General features: G+C 72.2%; 14 protein-coding genes. 3 read left to right on the top strand and 11 right to left on the bottom strand.

The genetic code is table 11. The features are described 5' to 3' along the window. Positions 1 to 47: 47 nt before the first annotated feature. The 3 genes from ACFQ7Q_RS24530 to ACFQ7Q_RS24520 form a co-directional block, all read right to left on the bottom strand. The gene (locus ACFQ7Q_RS24530) at positions 48 to 2,456 is read right to left on the bottom strand and encodes a sodium-translocating pyrophosphatase (RefSeq protein ID WP_383558762.1); all 2,409 of its coding nucleotides are present in this window, start codon (positions 2,454 to 2,456) and stop codon (positions 48 to 50) included. A 372-nt stretch (positions 2,457 to 2,828) separates the two neighbouring features. Continuing rightward, positions 2,829 to 3,287 carry an ATP-binding protein gene (locus ACFQ7Q_RS24525; RefSeq protein ID WP_362363026.1) on the bottom strand — a complete coding sequence of 153 codons (459 nt, stop codon included), beginning with the start codon at positions 3,285 to 3,287 and terminating at the stop codon, positions 2,829 to 2,831. Positions 3,288 to 3,379: 92 nt separating this feature from the next. Beyond that, the gene (locus ACFQ7Q_RS24520; RefSeq protein WP_383558760.1) at positions 3,380 to 3,733 is read right to left on the bottom strand and encodes an STAS domain-containing protein; all 354 of its coding nucleotides are present in this window, start codon (positions 3,731 to 3,733) and stop codon (positions 3,380 to 3,382) included. A 79-nt stretch (positions 3,734 to 3,812) separates the two neighbouring features. Here ACFQ7Q_RS24520 and ACFQ7Q_RS24515 point away from each other — a divergent pair, with 79 nt between their 5' ends. Further along, entirely contained in the window at positions 3,813 to 6,290 is a 2,478-nt protein-coding gene (locus tag ACFQ7Q_RS24515) for a DEAD/DEAH box helicase (protein ID WP_383558758.1), read from the top strand. Here the strand turns inward: ACFQ7Q_RS24515 and ACFQ7Q_RS24510 are convergent. The 7 genes from ACFQ7Q_RS24510 to ssd form a co-directional block, all read right to left on the bottom strand. Beyond that, positions 6,232 to 6,651, bottom strand: a complete 420-nt coding sequence (locus ACFQ7Q_RS24510) for an Rv3654c family TadE-like protein (protein ID WP_383558756.1) — start codon at positions 6,649 to 6,651, stop codon at positions 6,232 to 6,234. The two genes, ACFQ7Q_RS24515 and ACFQ7Q_RS24510, sit on opposite strands and share 59 nt — an antisense overlap. Next, entirely contained in the window at positions 6,648 to 7,007 is a 360-nt protein-coding gene (locus tag ACFQ7Q_RS24505; protein WP_383558754.1) for a TadE family type IV pilus minor pilin, read from the bottom strand. The genes ACFQ7Q_RS24510 and ACFQ7Q_RS24505 overlap by 4 nt, the downstream gene beginning before the upstream one ends. Further along, complete coding sequence (locus tag ACFQ7Q_RS24500) at positions 6,994 to 7,188, bottom strand: DUF4244 domain-containing protein (protein WP_383558752.1); 195 nt, start codon at positions 7,186 to 7,188, stop codon at positions 6,994 to 6,996. The genes ACFQ7Q_RS24505 and ACFQ7Q_RS24500 overlap by 14 nt, the downstream gene beginning before the upstream one ends. A gap of 141 nt (positions 7,189 to 7,329) precedes the next feature. Further along, on the bottom strand, positions 7,330 to 8,100 hold the full coding sequence (locus ACFQ7Q_RS24495; protein WP_383558781.1) for a type II secretion system F family protein: 771 nt from the start codon (positions 8,098 to 8,100) through the stop codon (positions 7,330 to 7,332). A gap of 44 nt (positions 8,101 to 8,144) precedes the next feature. After that, positions 8,145 to 9,053: a type II secretion system F family protein gene (locus ACFQ7Q_RS24490; protein ID WP_383558750.1), complete on the bottom strand. Its 909-nt coding sequence runs from the start codon at positions 9,051 to 9,053 to the stop codon at positions 8,145 to 8,147. Then, the gene (locus ACFQ7Q_RS24485; protein WP_383558749.1) at positions 9,050 to 10,231 is read right to left on the bottom strand and encodes a TadA family conjugal transfer-associated ATPase; all 1,182 of its coding nucleotides are present in this window, start codon (positions 10,229 to 10,231) and stop codon (positions 9,050 to 9,052) included. Before ACFQ7Q_RS24485 ends, ACFQ7Q_RS24490 begins: the two co-directional genes overlap by 4 nt. Then, a complete protein-coding gene (gene ssd / locus ACFQ7Q_RS24480) occupies positions 10,228 to 11,385 on the bottom strand; it encodes a septum site-determining protein Ssd (RefSeq protein WP_383558747.1) in 1,158 nt (385 codons plus the stop codon). The genes ACFQ7Q_RS24485 and ssd overlap by 4 nt, the downstream gene beginning before the upstream one ends. Before the next feature lie 476 nt (positions 11,386 to 11,861). Between ssd and ACFQ7Q_RS24475 the strand changes: the two genes are divergently transcribed. Next, positions 11,862 to 12,728 (top strand): HAD family hydrolase, encoded by an 867-nt coding sequence (locus ACFQ7Q_RS24475; RefSeq protein ID WP_383558746.1) that lies wholly within the window; start codon positions 11,862 to 11,864, stop codon positions 12,726 to 12,728. Positions 12,729 to 13,116: 388 nt separating this feature from the next. Here the strand turns inward: ACFQ7Q_RS24475 and ACFQ7Q_RS24470 are convergent, their stop codons facing one another. Beyond that, positions 13,117 to 13,944, bottom strand: coding sequence for an oxidoreductase (locus ACFQ7Q_RS24470; RefSeq protein WP_383558744.1), 828 nt, complete (start codon positions 13,942 to 13,944; stop codon positions 13,117 to 13,119). A 102-nt stretch (positions 13,945 to 14,046) separates the two neighbouring features. Here ACFQ7Q_RS24470 and ACFQ7Q_RS24465 point away from each other — a divergent pair, with 102 nt between their 5' ends. Further along, a complete protein-coding gene (locus tag ACFQ7Q_RS24465) occupies positions 14,047 to 15,033 on the top strand; it encodes an ATP-binding protein (RefSeq protein WP_383558742.1) in 987 nt (328 codons plus the stop codon). Positions 15,034 to 15,091 lie beyond the last annotated feature (58 nt).

Here is a 15,091-nt window from a genome sequence, read left to right as displayed (position 1 = left end):
CGGACGGCATGTCATCACACGCCGTCCGCCCGCTCTCTGACCAGGTGTTACGAAATCACCGGCGTGTCCGGTGAGGCTGCCGTGCGCTGGGCGGCGTTGTCTTCGTCACCCGCTTCGTCTCCGACGGCCACCGAACGCCGCTTGGAGACGTAGACCGCGCCGATGATGACGACGATCGCGAGGATCGCGACCAGCGCCCGCAGCCCGCCGCTGGCATCGTCGCCGAAGCTGAACTGCACGACCGCGGGCGCGATCAGCAGGGCGACCAGGTTCATCACCTTCAGCAGCGGGTTGATGGCCGGTCCCGCGGTGTCCTTGAACGGGTCGCCGACGGTGTCGCCGATGACGGTCGCGGCATGGGCCTCGCTGCCCTTGCCGCCGTGGTGGCCGTCCTCGACGAGCTTCTTGGCGTTGTCCCAGGCGCCGCCGGAGTTGGCGAGGAAGACCGCCATCAGCGTTCCGGTGGCGATGGCTCCGGCGAGGTACGAGCCGAGCGCGCCCACACCGAGCGCGAAGCCCACCGCGATCGGCGCCATCACGGCGAGCAGCCCGGGCGTGGCGAGTTCACGCAGCGCGTCCTTGGTGCAGATGTCGACCACGCGCCCGTACTCGGGCTTCTCGGTGTAGTTCATGATCCCGGGGTGCTCGCGGAACTGCCGTCGCACCTCGTAGACCACCGCGCCGGCCGAGCGCGACACCGCGTTGATCGCGAGTCCCGAGAAGAGGAACACGACCGCGGCGCCGAGAACCATGCCGAAGAGGTTGTTGGGCTGCGAGATGTCCATGGAGAGGTTCATCTCGGTGGTCTTGGCCCCGACGTCGGAGACCGCCGTGGCGATCGCGTCGCGGTACGAACCGAAGAGCGCCGCCGCCGCCAGGACGGCGGTCGCGATGGCGATGCCCTTGGTGATGGCCTTGGTGGTGTTGCCGACGGCGTCGAGGTCGGTGAGGACCTGCGCGCCCTCGCCCTGGACGTCGCCGGACATCTCGGCGATGCCCTGCGCGTTGTCGGAGACCGGGCCGAAGGTGTCCATGGCGACGATCACACCGACGGTGGTGAGCAGGCCGGTGCCGGCGAGGGCGACCGCGAACAGCGCCAGCATGATCGACGTACCGCCGAGCAGGAACGCTCCGTAGACCCCGAGGCCGATGAGGAGGGCCGTGTAGACGGCGGACTCCAGACCGATGGAGATGCCGGCGAGGACGACGGTGGCGGCGCCGGTGAGCGAGGACTTGCCGATGTCCTTGACCGGGCGCCGGGTCGTCTCGGTGAAGTAGCCGGTGAGCTGCTGGATCAGCGCGGCCAGGACGATGCCGATGGCGACGGCGACCAGGGCGAGGATCCGCGGGTCTCCGGCGTGGCTCTGGATGCCGGGCTCCGTGACGCCCTTGAGGTCGGCGTAGGAGGAGGGCAGGTAGGCGAAGACGGCGATGGTGACCAGGGCGAGCGAGATCACCGCGGAGATGAAGAAGCCCCGGTTGATCGCGCTCATTCCGCTGCGGTCGGCGCGCCGCGGGGCGACCGCGAAGATGCCGATCATCGCGGTGACCACGCCGATCGCCGGGACGATCAGCGGAAAGGCGAGGCCGAGGTCGCCGAAGGCCGCCTTGCCGAGGATGAGTGCGGCGACGAGCGTGACGGCGTACGACTCGAAGAGGTCGGCGGCCATGCCCGCACAGTCGCCGACGTTGTCGCCCACGTTGTCGGCGATGGTGGCGGCGTTGCGCGGGTCGTCCTCGGGGATGCCCTGCTCGACCTTGCCGACCAGGTCGGCGCCGACGTCCGCGGCCTTGGTGAAGATGCCGCCGCCGACTCGCATGAACATCGCGATGAGCGCTGCCCCCAGGCCGAAGCCCTCCAGGACCTTGGGCGCGTCGGCCGCGTAGACGAGGACGACGCAGGAGGCACCGAGCAGGCCGAGGCCCACGGTGAACATGCCGACCACTCCGCCCGTGCGGAAAGCGATCTTCATCGCCTTGTGCGCGACGGACGTCAGATCCTTTTTCGGTTCGCCCGGTCCCGGGGTCGCCTCGCGGGCGGCCGCGGCCACTCGCACATTCGCGCGTACGGCGAGCCTCATGCCGATGTACCCGGTGGCCGCCGAGAAAAGCGCACCCACCAGGAAGAAGAGTGAACGCCCGGCGCGCTGCGACCAGTTGTCGGCGGGAAGCAGCAACAGCAGGAAGAACACGACGGTGGCGAAGATCGCGAGGGTCCGCAACTGCCGAGCGAGATATGCGTTCGCGCCCTCCTGTACGGCGGCGGCGATCTTCTTCATCGCATCGGTGCCCTCACCCGCCGCGAGCACCTGGCGCACCAGCACCTGGGCGACGAAGAGCGCGGCCAGCGCGACGACCGCGATGACGATCACGATGGTTCGGTTCTCGTCGGTGAGTACCGCCGCGGCGAGAGAAGTGGGGTGTCCGGTCAGTTCTGTGGTGAAGAGCCCCGCCATTCGTCCTCCTTGACGTTGCGAGCTCAAGATGTGGACGGATTGTAGGGAGCAGAACCTGATCAAAACAGGGCGCCGCAAACGGAATTCCCCATTGACTCGATCTTCCCATCGAAAGAAGTAATGGGCCAAAAGCATTTACGCATGATCCATGATCTAGAGAAATGAAAAGAGGCCCTGCTCAGCAGGGCCTCTTTCATGATCTCGCCATGATCTCGCGAAACGAGGGGCGCCATTCGTTCGAGGGACGCCGTTCGGGGGAATGATCCCGGAAGCGCTCGCAGGAACGTCCGGGGAGCGCTCGGGGGAGGGCTCAGGCGATGCTCACCAGAGGAACTCCCCGGAGAGTCCGGGGAACCCTCACCGGCGCACCGCTCAGGGGAGCGCGACCGCCGGCGTGGTCGGCCAGCTCATCCTGATGACCCCGCCCTCCTCGCCGGCGCGGACCTCGACGTCGTCGACGAGCCCGCGGATCACCGCGAGACCCATCTCGTCCTCACCGTCCGCGTCGTCGAACTCCTCGGCCGGGGCCTCGTCCCGTGCACCGGGCACACCGGCGGCATCGGCCGCCGCCACGCCCGCGCCCGGGACCTCGTCGCCGACCTCGATGGAGAACGTCTTCTCCTCCTCGGTCAGCACGACCCGTACGGGAGTCACGACGTCGTTGCTCCGGTGCAGCCCCACGGCGCGGGAACACGCCTCGCCGACGGCGAGTCTGACCTCGTCGAGGACCGCCTCGTCGACCCCGGCCCGGCGCGCCACCGCGGCCGCCACGAGGCGGGCCGTGCGGACGTGCTCGGGCTGGGCGCTGAAGCGGAGTTCAACGGTGGCCATGCGGTCCCCCTAGGAACGTATGGGCGGGCAAGTCGGAGGACCGGGCGTGTACGGCCCGGCTCTCCACTCCTTCTTCCGAAGCCGGCCGGCCGTCAGTCGGTGGCGTTGACGGCCTCGTCGACCGTGGTGTGAATGGGGAACACCTTGGTCAGACCGGTGATCCGGAAGATCTTCAGAATGCGCTCCTGGTTGCAGACGAGGCGCAGCGAGCCCTCATGCGCGCGGACGCGCTTCAGGCCGCCCACCAGCACACCGAGGCCGGTCGAGTCGAGGAAGTCCACACCCTCCATGTCGACGACCAGGTGGTAGCTGCCGTCGTTCACCAACTCGACCAACTGCTCGCGCAGCTTGGGCGCGGTATAAACATCAATCTCGCCACCGACCTCGACGACCGTACGGTCGCCACTCGGGCCGGACACATTGCGAGTCGACAGGTACAGGTCCACGGATCCTCCAGCACCTTGCTATCGAGCGGTCGCCCCTCGGGTCTCCCCGGCGGAGTCGGGGGACGGAACGCCAGCCGCGATGGCATTCAATCACTTACCAGCAGCCATGCACGACGCCTTGGGAGCATTGTCCGTCACGCCAGTGACACACTCGGTGCCGATGGCCAAGAATCACCGCCCCAGTCGACCTGCCGGGGAGACGGGCAGCCGCCCCTCTCCCGGCATGATCCTCGACCGGCTCTCCTCGGGCGAGAGCCGGGCCGCGCGCATCACTCATACGGAGCACTTGCCCGCCCGAGCGGGTCGCCATGCCGTCTGGCCGCATCGCATCCGGCCGGAAGTGATCGGCGCGATCCAGGAGGCGGGCATCGAGCACCCCTGGGCCCACCAGGCAGAGGCCGCCGAGCACGCCCTCGACGGCGAATCGGTGGTGATCTCCACCGGCACCGCCTCGGGCAAGTCGCTGGCCTATCTCGCACCCGTCCTGTCCACGCTCCTGGACGGCTCCGAAGCCGCGAACGGCCGGGGCACCACCGCCCTGTACCTGGCGCCCACCAAGGCCCTCGCCGCCGACCAGCGCCGCGCCGTGCGCGAGCTGGCCGCCCCGCTCGGCAACCGGATCCGGCCTGCCGTCTACGACGGCGACACGCCGGTCGAGGAGCGGGAGTGGGTCCGCCAGTACGCGAACTACGTGCTGACCAATCCCGACATGCTGCACCGGGGCATACTCCCGTCCCACCCCAGGTGGTCCTCCTTCCTGCGCTCCCTGCGCTTCGTCGTGATCGACGAGTGCCACACCTACCGGGGCGTCTTCGGCTCCCACGTCGCCCAGGTACTGCGCCGGCTACGGCGTGTCTGCGCCCGGTACGGCGCGGATCCCGTCTTCCTCCTCGCCTCGGCCACCTCGGCCGAGCCCGCCCTCGCCGCGGGCCGTCTGACCGGCCTGCCGGTCTCGGAGGTCTCCGACGACGCCTCCCCGCACGGCGAGCTGGTCTTCGCCCTCTGGGAGCCGCCGCTGACCGAGCTCCACGGCGAGCAGGGCGCCCCGGTGCGCCGCACGGCCACCGCCGAGACCGCCGACCTGCTGACCGACCTGACCGTCCAGGGCGTCCGCTCGGTCGCCTTCGTCCGCTCCCGGCGTGGCGCCGAGCTGATCTCGGTCATCGCCCAGGAACGCCTCGCCGAGGTCGACCGCTCCCTCGCCCGCAGGGTCGCCGCCTACCGGGGCGGCTACCTGCCCGAGGAGCGCCGCGCCCTGGAGCGCGCCCTGCACTCGGGCGAGCTGCTCGGCCTGGCCGCCACGACCGCCCTGGAGCTGGGCGTGGACGTCTCCGGCCTGGACGCCGTGGTGATCGCCGGCTACCCGGGCACGCGGGCGTCCCTGTGGCAGCAGGCGGGCCGCGCGGGGCGCTCCGGCGAGGGCGCCCTGGCGATCCTGGTCGCCCGCGACGACCCGCTGGACACCTTCCTGGTCCACCACCCCGAGGCCCTGTTCCAGCAGCCGGTCGAGTCGACGGTCCTGGACCCCGACAACCCGTACGTCCTCGCGCCCCATCTGTGCGCCGCCGCCGCTGAGCTCCCCCTGACCGACGCCGACCTGGCACTCTTCGGCCCGGCCGTCCCCGAGCTGTTGCCCCAGCTGGAGGCCGCCGGCCTCCTGCGCAAGCGCTCCACCGGCTGGTACTGGACCCGCCGTGAGCGGGCGGCCGACCTGACCGACATCCGGGGCGGTGGCGGCAGCCCCGTCCAGATCGTGGAGGCCGCCACCGGCCGTCTCCTCGGCACGGTCGACGAGGCCGCCTCCCACACCGCCGTCCACGACGGCGCCGTGCACCTCCATCAGGGCCGCACCTATCTGGTGAAGACCCTCGACCTGAAGGACTCCGTGGCCCTGGTCGAGGAGGCCAGTCCGTCGTACTCGACCACAGCCCGGGACAACACCTCCATCTCCGTCCTCGAAACCGACATCGAGATCCCCTGGGGAGCAGGCCGCCTCTGCTACGGCTCCGTCGAGGTCACCAACCAGGTCGTCTCCTTCCTGCGCCGCCGTCTGATCACGGGCGAGGTCCTCGGCGAGACCAAGCTCGACCTGCCGCCGCGCACCCTGCGCACCCGGGCCGTGTGGTGGACGGTCACCGAGGACCAGCTGGACGCCGCCCGGATCAACCCGGAGATCCTCGGAGGCGCCCTGCACGCCGCCGAGCACGCCTCGATCGGCATGTTGCCGCTCTTCGCCACCTGCGACCGCTGGGACATCGGCGGGGTCTCGGTCCCGCTCCACCCCGACACCCTGCTGCCGACCGTCTTCGTCTACGACGGCCATCCGGGTGGCGCGGGCTTCGCCGAGCGGGCCTTCCACACCGCCCGCGCGTGGCTGTCGGCCACCCGCGAGGCGATCGGCTCCTGCGAGTGCGAGGCGGGCTGCCCCTCCTGCATCCAGTCGCCCAAGTGCGGCAACGGCAACGACCCGCTCCACAAGCGAGGTGCCGTGCGCCTCCTCACGGAACTGCTGCGGGAAGCCCCGGAAGAGCCTCAGGAGGCCCCGCCCGGGCCCTGACCCTCGGTGTGTACGGCCCCAGGCGTACGGCCGCGGTCACATCCGCGATGTCGCCCCGCAGGGAGCACCGCAGCACGGCCGCACCCTGCGCATCCGCGACCCGGGCCGCCGCCGCGCAGGCGGCCTCCTCGCCCCACAGGGCCCGGTCGGCGGCGGCGAGCGCCGCCAGGTCCGCGGCACCGCCCGCGCGGTGCCGGGCCGCGACCGCCTGCCCCAGCGCGAGCACCGCCCCGAACACCACGCACAGGACGCAGGCCGCGAACGCGGTCCACACCGTCGCCATCCCCCGGTCGCCGGGCACGGCGTCCGTCCCGCCGGTCCGGCCCGCCACGCCCGTCCTGCCGGTACCGGCCCTGCTCACGGAGCCGTCACCCCCACCGTGTCCTCGGCGAGCGCCGCGGCCCCTGCGCGCAGGGTGAGCCCCATCCCGCCGGGCCCCGGAGCCGGCACCTCCACAGTCACCCGCCACAGCTCGCCCGAACGGGTGACGCCGACCCTGGCCCCCTCCGGTGCGGCCGCCCGGGCTACCTTCTCGGCGCCGGCCACCGGCTCCGACCGGGCCACCGCCCGCGCCCCGGCCCGCGCCGCGTCCACGCACTGGATCTGCGCCGCAGCCGCGGCGAGCGCCCAGACCAGGGCCATGGTGAACACCACCAGGGCAGGCAGGGCCATCGCCGCCTCCACGGTCACCGCGCCCCGGTCCTCAGAACGGCGCATCGAGCGCCTTCCCGATCACGGACTCCAACGCGCCGGAGACCCCACCGCTGGTCACGATCTTGTAGAGCACGGTCGCGAAGGCCGCGGCCGCGATCGTCCCCATCGCGTACTCGGACGTGGTCATCCCCGCATCGCCCCGGCCCGCCCAACGGGCCCGCCACCACGCGCTCATCCTCTTCATGCCAACCCCCATGTGCTGTCGTCGTGTTCGTGTTGGTCTTCGTTTGGTGTTGGTCTTCGTCTTCGTCTTCGTGCTCGTGCTCGCGCCAATGCCCGTGCCTGTGCATGTGCGTGCTCGCGCTCGTCTCGTGGGCGTCTGCCGTCAGTGCCGCAGCAGGCCGCTCGCGAGGCCGATCACCACCGGGGCCACCCCGACGGCCAGGAAGGCGGGCAGGAAGCAGAGCCCCACGGGCGCGGTGATCAGCACCTGCGCCCGCTGCGCCCGGGCCACCGACTTCCGCGCGCGCTCCGCCCGCAGGTCGGCCGCGTGCTTCGAGACGGCCTCCGCGGCGGGCGCCCCGGAGGAGCCGGCCCGCTCCAGGCAGCGGGCCAGGCCCTCGGCGCCGGGTATCTCGCCGAACCTCCGCCACACATCGGCCGGTTCGCCGCCCAACCGAAGCTCCGCCGCCGTCCGGGTCAGCCGGTCTCCGACCGGTCCGCCCAGCGACCTGCCCACGGCCTCGGCCGCCTCGCCGGGCCCCGCTCCGGCCGACGCACAGGCCGCCAACAGATCGGCCGCGAGCGGGAGCTGCCGTACGGCCTCCCCGCCGTCACCCCCCGCCGAGGCACGGCGCGCACAGAACGTCCGTGCTCCCCAGCCCGCCACGGCGCCCACCAGGAGACCGGTCGGGCCGCCGATCAGCACCCAGCCGACGACCAGCGCCAGGAGCGGCCACACCCAGGCGCGCAGCCACGGCGGAAGCCGTGTCGAGCATGGTGCTCGTCGCTCGAACTCGGCCTCCAGCAAGGCCGCGACCCGTCTGCGCGTCCGCCTCCGACGCCGCCGGTCGGCCATGGTCCAGGCGGCCCAGACGATCGAGCCGGCCACGGCCACTGCCGTCCCCAGCCTGTGGATGAACTCGCCCGGCCCCATGAGCCCTGTCAGCACCGTGAGTCCCGTCGCTGCGGTCGGTCCGCTCACGCCCGCTCCCCGCCTCTCACGATCCGCGCCGCCCACCACAGGCCGGCGCCTTCCAGAGCGCAGCCGACGGCCAGACACCCGAGCCCCACCGGCGTGTGCAGCAGCACGTGCAGCGGCCTCGCGCCCAGCGCCGTGCCGAGCAGGAGCCCCACCGCCGGGAGCACCGCGAGGACGGTCACCGTCGCCCAGGCCCCGGCCAGTTGCGCCTTGAGCCGCTCCCGCTGGTCCCGGTGCTCCCGGAGCGCGGCCTCCAGCCGGTCGAGCCCCGCGGCCAGCCCGGCACCCCCGTCCACCGCGACCTGCCAGCAGGCCGCCAGGCCGGCGAGACCGTCGGCACCGTCCTGTCCGGCCGCCCGCCGCAGCGCCCCGGCCACGTCCCCGCCGAACCGGGCCGCCGCGAGCACCTCCGCCTCCTCCCCCGGCCCGAGCGCCTCGGTCGCGCCGACCGCGAAGCGCAGCGCCTGCGCGGGCTGCCGGCCGGCTCTCAGCTCCCCCGCGACCGCACCGCACAGGGCCACGACCGCTTCGGACCGCGCCGCCCGCTCCTTGCGGAGCGCCGCCGCGCGCAGCCTGCGCCCCACCAGCGGCACCGCGAGCGCCCCCGCGGCCAACGGCAGCGGCGACTCCCCGAGGAGCGCGACCATCACGGCGACGGGCAGACACAGCCAGGCCCGCCGCGCCCGCACCACGGCCCACCACCGCTCGCCCACAGCCCGGATCGACACGCGCCCAAGCCCGGGAACCCCCGGAGTCTCCAGGGCTCCCAGAGCCCCCGGAGCACCCCCGTCGGCCAGCAGCACCCGCGCCCTGCGCAACCCCCGCTCCCGCTCGACGAGCCTCCAGATCGCCGCCCCCGCGCACAGCGCGGCCGCGCCCTGCACCAGCCCCCACTGCTCCGCGCTCACCACTCGCCCCCGATCAGCGACCTCAGCCGCCCCCAGCCCCGGTCCCGCTCGAACCCGGCCGCTCCCCAGCGCAGCGCGGGCACGGTCACCACAAGCCCCTCCCGGTCCCTTTCGAGGACGTGGAACTCGGCGATCCGCCGTCGCCCCTCCCGGTCCCGTACGAGATGCAGCACCGCCGACAGTCCGGCGCCCAACTGGCTGTGCAGCGCCGCCCGGTCGAGGCCGGCGGCCGTCCCGAGCGCTTCGAGGCGGGCCGGCACGTCGGCCGCCGTGTTGGCGTGGAGAGTTCCCGAGCCGCCCTCATGGCCCGTGTTGAGGGCTGCCAGCAGATCGACGGCCTCCCCGCCCCGGACCTCGCCGACCACCAGTCGGTCGGGCCGCATCCGCAGCGCCTGCCGGACCAGGTCCCGCAGGGTGACCAGACCGGCGCCCTCCTGGTTCGCCGGGCGGGCCTCCAGGCGCACCACATGCGGGTGGTCGGGCCGCAGTTCGGCCGAGTCCTCGGCCAGGACGATCCGCTCCGCCTCGCCGACGAGGCCGAGAAGCGTGGACAGGAGCGTCGTCTTTCCCGAACCCGTGCCGCCGGAGATCAGATAGGAGACCCGGGCCTCGATCAGCGCCCGCAGGATGCGCTCCCCGCCCGGCGGGACCGTGCCCGCCGCGGTCAACTCCCCCACGGAGAAGGCGCGCGGCCGCACCACCCGCAGCGACAGACAGGTCGAGCCGACCGCCACTGGTGGCAGTACGGCGTGCATCCGGGTCCCGTCGGGCAGGCGTGCGTCCACCCAGGGCCGGGCGTCGTCCAGGCGCCTGCCGGCCACCGCCGCGAGCCGCTGCGCCAGTCGGCGTACGGACGGCGCGTCCGCGAAGCGGACCTCGGTGAGTTCGAGACCGGCGCCCCGGTCGACCCAGACCCGGTCGGGCGCGGAGACGAGCACATCGGTGACGGCGGGATCGGCGAGCAGAGGCTCCAGCGGGCCTGTGCCGACCAGCTCGCACCTCAACGCCTCGGCCGCGCCCAGGACTTCCGCGTCTCCGAGCAGCCGCCCCTGGGCCCGCAGCGCCGCCGCGACCCGTGCGGGCGTCGGCTCGGCACCGCTTTCGGCGAGCCGCTGCCGCACGGCCTCCAGCAGCCCCGCACCGCCGCCCGCACCACCGATGGCCGCCGCGGTGCTCATGACGCCTCGTCCGGGGTCAGTGCGCGAGCCCAGAACTCCGCGCAGAAACGACCGAGCGGTCCCCGCGCCTCGCCGCCCGGCGGTGCGCCGCCGTCCAGGGCGGCCAGGAGTCCGGGATCGTGCGGCAGTTCTCCGGCGAGCGGCAGTCGCAGCGCGTCCGCGACCCACTGCTCGTCGAGTCCGGGAGCGTACGGACCGCGCACCACCGCCCGCAGATCGCGCACCACAAGGCCCGCGTGGGTGGCGACCCGCTGCGCCGCCGCGACCGCCCGCAACTCGCCGGGGACGACGAGAAGCCCGAGGTCCAGCTGTGCCAGCGCCTCGGTCACCGCCGCGTCGACCCGGCGGGGCAGGTCCACCACCACGATCCCGCCGCGCCTGCGCGCCGCCGCCAGCACCGAGCGCATCGCCTCGGGCGGTACGAGAACCGAGTCGCCCCGGTCCCAGCTGAGTACGCGGAGCCCGCGCACCGAGGGCAGCGACTCCTCCAGGGCGCCGCCGGCCACCCGTCCCTTGGAGGCGGCGAAGTCGGGCCATCGTCTGCCTTCGGCCCGCTCGCCGCCGAGCAGGACGTCGAGTCCGCCGCCGAGCGGGTCACCGTCCACGAGCAGGGTGCGCCGGCCGGTCCTTGCGGCGGCCAGCGCGAGGGCGCAGGCCAGCGTCGAGGCACCGGCGCCGCCGCGTCCACCGATGACGCCCACGGTCAGCGCCTGCTTCCCGGCGCCCTCTGCCGCGTCGGCGATCCGGTCGACGAGCCAGCTCTCCGCGTCCGGCAGCCGCAGCACGCAGTCGGCGCCGATCTCGACGGCCCGCCGCCACACTTCGGGGTCCTCACGGCCCTCGGCGCCCCGGCCGACGAGGACCACGCCCGGCCTGCGCACGGCCCCGTGGCAGCGCGCCGCCGCGTCGTCGCCGACGAGGACGAGCGGGGCGTCGGCCCAGCCCGCGCGGTGTTCCGGCACCGTGTGGTGCACCTCGGGCTCGGCTCCCGCCGCGGCGCAGAGCCGCAACAGGTCGTCGAGCAGCACCAGGTCCTCGGTCACGATCAACGGTCCGGCCCGGCGCCCTCCGCCGGCCCTCTCCCCGTCCGGCGTTCCGGATGGGCCGACGGACCTCGCGGCCCTGGAACCGCCCAGAGTTCTGAAAGTCGACATTCCCGCCACAGCAGACGCCCCCTGTCCGTGTGATCCCGTCCGCGCCGGTCGCACGGACGAGATCGGTGATTCCTTCCGACCGCGGAGTTCGCGGCGGGAATCACCGTGGCGCCATCCCGGAAATCTTGTGGATCTTGCTCAAAAACTGTGGATAACTCACCGGTTGTGAATATCCCGGTGCCCCATACCGGGGATGCCCGGAGAGCAGCCCCGCAACTACGCTGAGTGACGAAACGAAGGCTTCACGCGGCGGCGGCCACACGGCCGACGGGAGGGGGAGAGTTGAGGATCCGAGAGGCGAAAACGCGTCCGGACATGCGACGACCCCCGCCGGGGGGGAGAGCGGGGGTCGTCTCTCCGGCCGACTCGGGGGGGGAGGAGCCGGACCGGGTTAGCACGGTCGCGAACGATCCGTGACTTCCATGGTGTACCCGAGAGCCTTCTCAGGCAAACCCACACGCCCGAGCGTACGCCGAATGGCGGGCACCTATGCTCGCCTCGTGGAAAACCACTCGTTGCCGCGCACAGCCGCCTTCTTTGACCTGGACAAGACGGTCATTGCGAAGTCGTCGACGCTGACCTTCAGCAAGTCCTTCTACCAAGGCGGACTGATCAACCGCCGCGCCGTCCTACGGACTGCCTACATCCAGTTCGTCTTCCTCGTGGGCGGCGCCGACCACGATCAGATGGAGCGGATGCGCGAATATCTTTCCGCGCTCTGCAAAGGCTGGAACGTCGCACAGGTCAAGGAACTTGTCGCCGAGACCCTGCACGAGCTGATCGATCCGATCATCTACGACGAGGCGGCCTCGCTCATCGAGGAGCACCACGCCGCCGGCCGGGACGTCGTGATCGTCTCGACCTCGGGCGCCGAGGTGGTGGAGCCGATCGGCGAGATGCTGGGCGCCGACCGCGTCGTCGCCACCCGGATGGTCGTCGGCGACGACGGCTGCTTCACCGGTGAGGTGGAGTACTACGCCTATGGACCCACCAAGGCGGAGGCGGTCCGGGAGCTGGCGGAGTCGGAGGGCTACGACCTCTCGCGCTGCTACGCGTACAGCGACTCGGCGACCGACGTACCGATGCTGGAGGCCGTGGGCCACCCCTACGCGGTGAACCCCGACCGGACGCTGCGCCGCGAGGCCACCACCCGGGACTGGCCGATCCTGGCCTTCGAGAAGCCGGTCCGCCTCAAGCAGCGGCTGCCCGCGTTCCGGATGCCGCCGCGCCCCGCGCTCGTGGCGGCGGCCGCCGTCGGCGCGGCCGCCGCGACCGCCGGACTCGTCTGGTACGCCAACCGTCGACGTCAGGCCGCCCTTGCCGATCGCTTTGCCCGGATTTGATACGAAAGTAAATAAGTGCAGCCAGGACTTTCGCATCCCATCCGACAGGAGTAGAAAGGAATCAGGCCCGCGAGACCTAGGACATCCGAGAGGATCACCTGTTGAGCAAGAAGGCCCCACGGACCACGCACAGAAGCTGAGCACCCACGCGACGTCGACCCGTCGATTACGGGCCAGCCGCACCAGGCGACGGGCAAAGTTCCCCGCCTGATGGGCACATATCGAGGACGCTTGGTAACTCGGCAGACGTGCCAGCGGCGGTACCAGGACTGGTACCGCCGCAACCCTGTTCAGGGAGGATTCCCGAGGTCCCACGAGACCATCGAGGGCCCCTGAGAGACCCCGGCACCGAGACCCCTGACGCCGAAGCCCTCTGACGCCGAGACGGCTACGCGGCGCCGCGCTGGAGCGCCTCACACACCGCCGTCGACTCCCGGACACCCAGCTCCACCGCCCGCCCGCAGTGGGCGATCCAGGCGGCCATGCCCTCCGGAGTCCCGGACACATACCCGTCGAACGCCGCGACGTACGCGGCACGCCCCTGCTCGGCGTGGCCGACCTCGGCCGGGCAGATGGCCTTCGGGTCGAGCCCGCTGCCGATCAGCACGATCCGCTCGGCGGCCCGCGCGATCAGCCCGTTGTACGAGGTGAACGGCCGCAGCGCCAGCAGTTCGCCGTGCACCACGGCCGCCGTCACCAGAGCCGGGGCCGAACCACCCGCGATGATCAGTTCCGAGAGCCCGTCGAGCCGGCCCGCGACCTCGGCCGGGTCCGGCAACGGCGCCTCGATCAGCGGCTCGTCGACCGTCTCGCCGGCCTGCCGGGGCCTGCCGACGGAGTCCCCGAAGTCGGCGGTGTCGCCCACCGCGACCAGATGCAGCCGGGCCAGCACCCGCAGCGGCGACTGACGCCAGATGGAGAGCAACTGACCGGACTCGGCGCCCAGCCGCAGGGCCGCGCCGACCGTCCGCGCCTCGGCGTCCCCGCCGAAGTCGGTCCGCCGGCGGACCTCCTCCAGAGCCCAGTCGGCGCCGGAGAGCGCCGCCGAACCCCGCGCGCCGCGCAGGGCCGCCTCGGAGGTGATCTCGTTGCTGCGGCGCCGCATCACGCGGTGCCCGTAGACCCGGTCGACGGCCTTGCGTACGGAGTCCACCGAATCGGCGACCCCCGGCAGGGAACCGAGGGCGGCCAGCGGGTCAGAGGCATGCGTACTCATAAGTAGGGAGGCTACGCGCCCGCGGCCACCGCCCCACGTTGGAGTGGTCTTCTTCACGCACCTTGACCACACGCCGCGATCATGGCACTACGCTAGGTGAACATGAAGATCGCTTTCGTAGGGAAGGGCGGCAGCGGGAAGACCACGCTGTCCTCGCTCTTCATCCGCCACCTCGCCGCCAATGAAGCCCCCGTCGTCGCGGTGGACGCCGACATCAACCAGCATCTCGGGGCCGCGCTGGGTCTCGACGAGACCGAGGCGGCGTCGCTGCCCGCGATGGGCGCGCACCTGCCGCTGATCAAGGAGTACCTGCGGGGCTCCAACCCGCGGATCGCCTCCGCCGACACGATGATCAAGACGACTCCGCCCGGGGAGGGTTCGCGGCTGCTGCGGGTCCGCGAGGACAACCCCGTGTACGAGGCGTGCGCCCGGACCGTGCGACTCGACGACGGCGACATCCGGCTGATGGCGACGGGGCCGTTCACCGAGTCGGATCTGGGGGTGTCCTGCTACCACTCCAAGGTCGGCGCGGTGGAACTGTGCCTGAACCACCTGGTCGACGGGGAGGACGAGTACGTCGTCGTCGACATGACGGCGGGCTCGGACTCCTTCGCCTCCGGGATGTTCACGCGCTTCGACATGACGTTTCTGGTCGCCGAGCCGACCCGTAAGGGCGTCTCCGTCTACCGCCAGTACAAGGAGTACGCACGGGACTTCGGCGTCGCGCTCAAGGTCGTCGGCAACAAGGTGCAGGGGCGGGACGACGTGGACTTCCTGCGCGCCGAGGTGGGCGACGACCTGCTGGTGACGGTCGGCCACTCGGACTGGGTCCGGGGGATGGAGAAGGGCCGCCCGTCCCGCTTCGAACTCCTGGAGGCGGACAACCGGATGGCGCTGCAGGCCCTCCAGAACGCGGCGGACGACTCGTACGCCCACCGCGACTGGGCGCGCTACACGCGCCAGATGGTCCACTTCCACCTGCGCAACGCGGAGAGCTGGGGCAACGCGAAGACCGGGGCCGACCTGGCGGCGCAGGTCGACCCCGACTTCGTACTCGACGAGCGATACGCCGTACCCCAGCCCAGCTGAGGCCGAAGCGCTGCCCATACCCCGGCCCAGCCGAGGCCGAAGCGCTGCCCGTACCCCG

The sequence above is a fragment of the Streptomyces sp. NPDC056527 genome, from assembly GCF_042794475.1.
Classification (GTDB): Bacteria; Actinomycetota; Actinomycetes; order Streptomycetales; family Streptomycetaceae; genus Streptomyces.
Note: the sequence above shows the minus strand (reverse complement) of the source record. Positions and strands in the feature narration are given on the sequence as shown.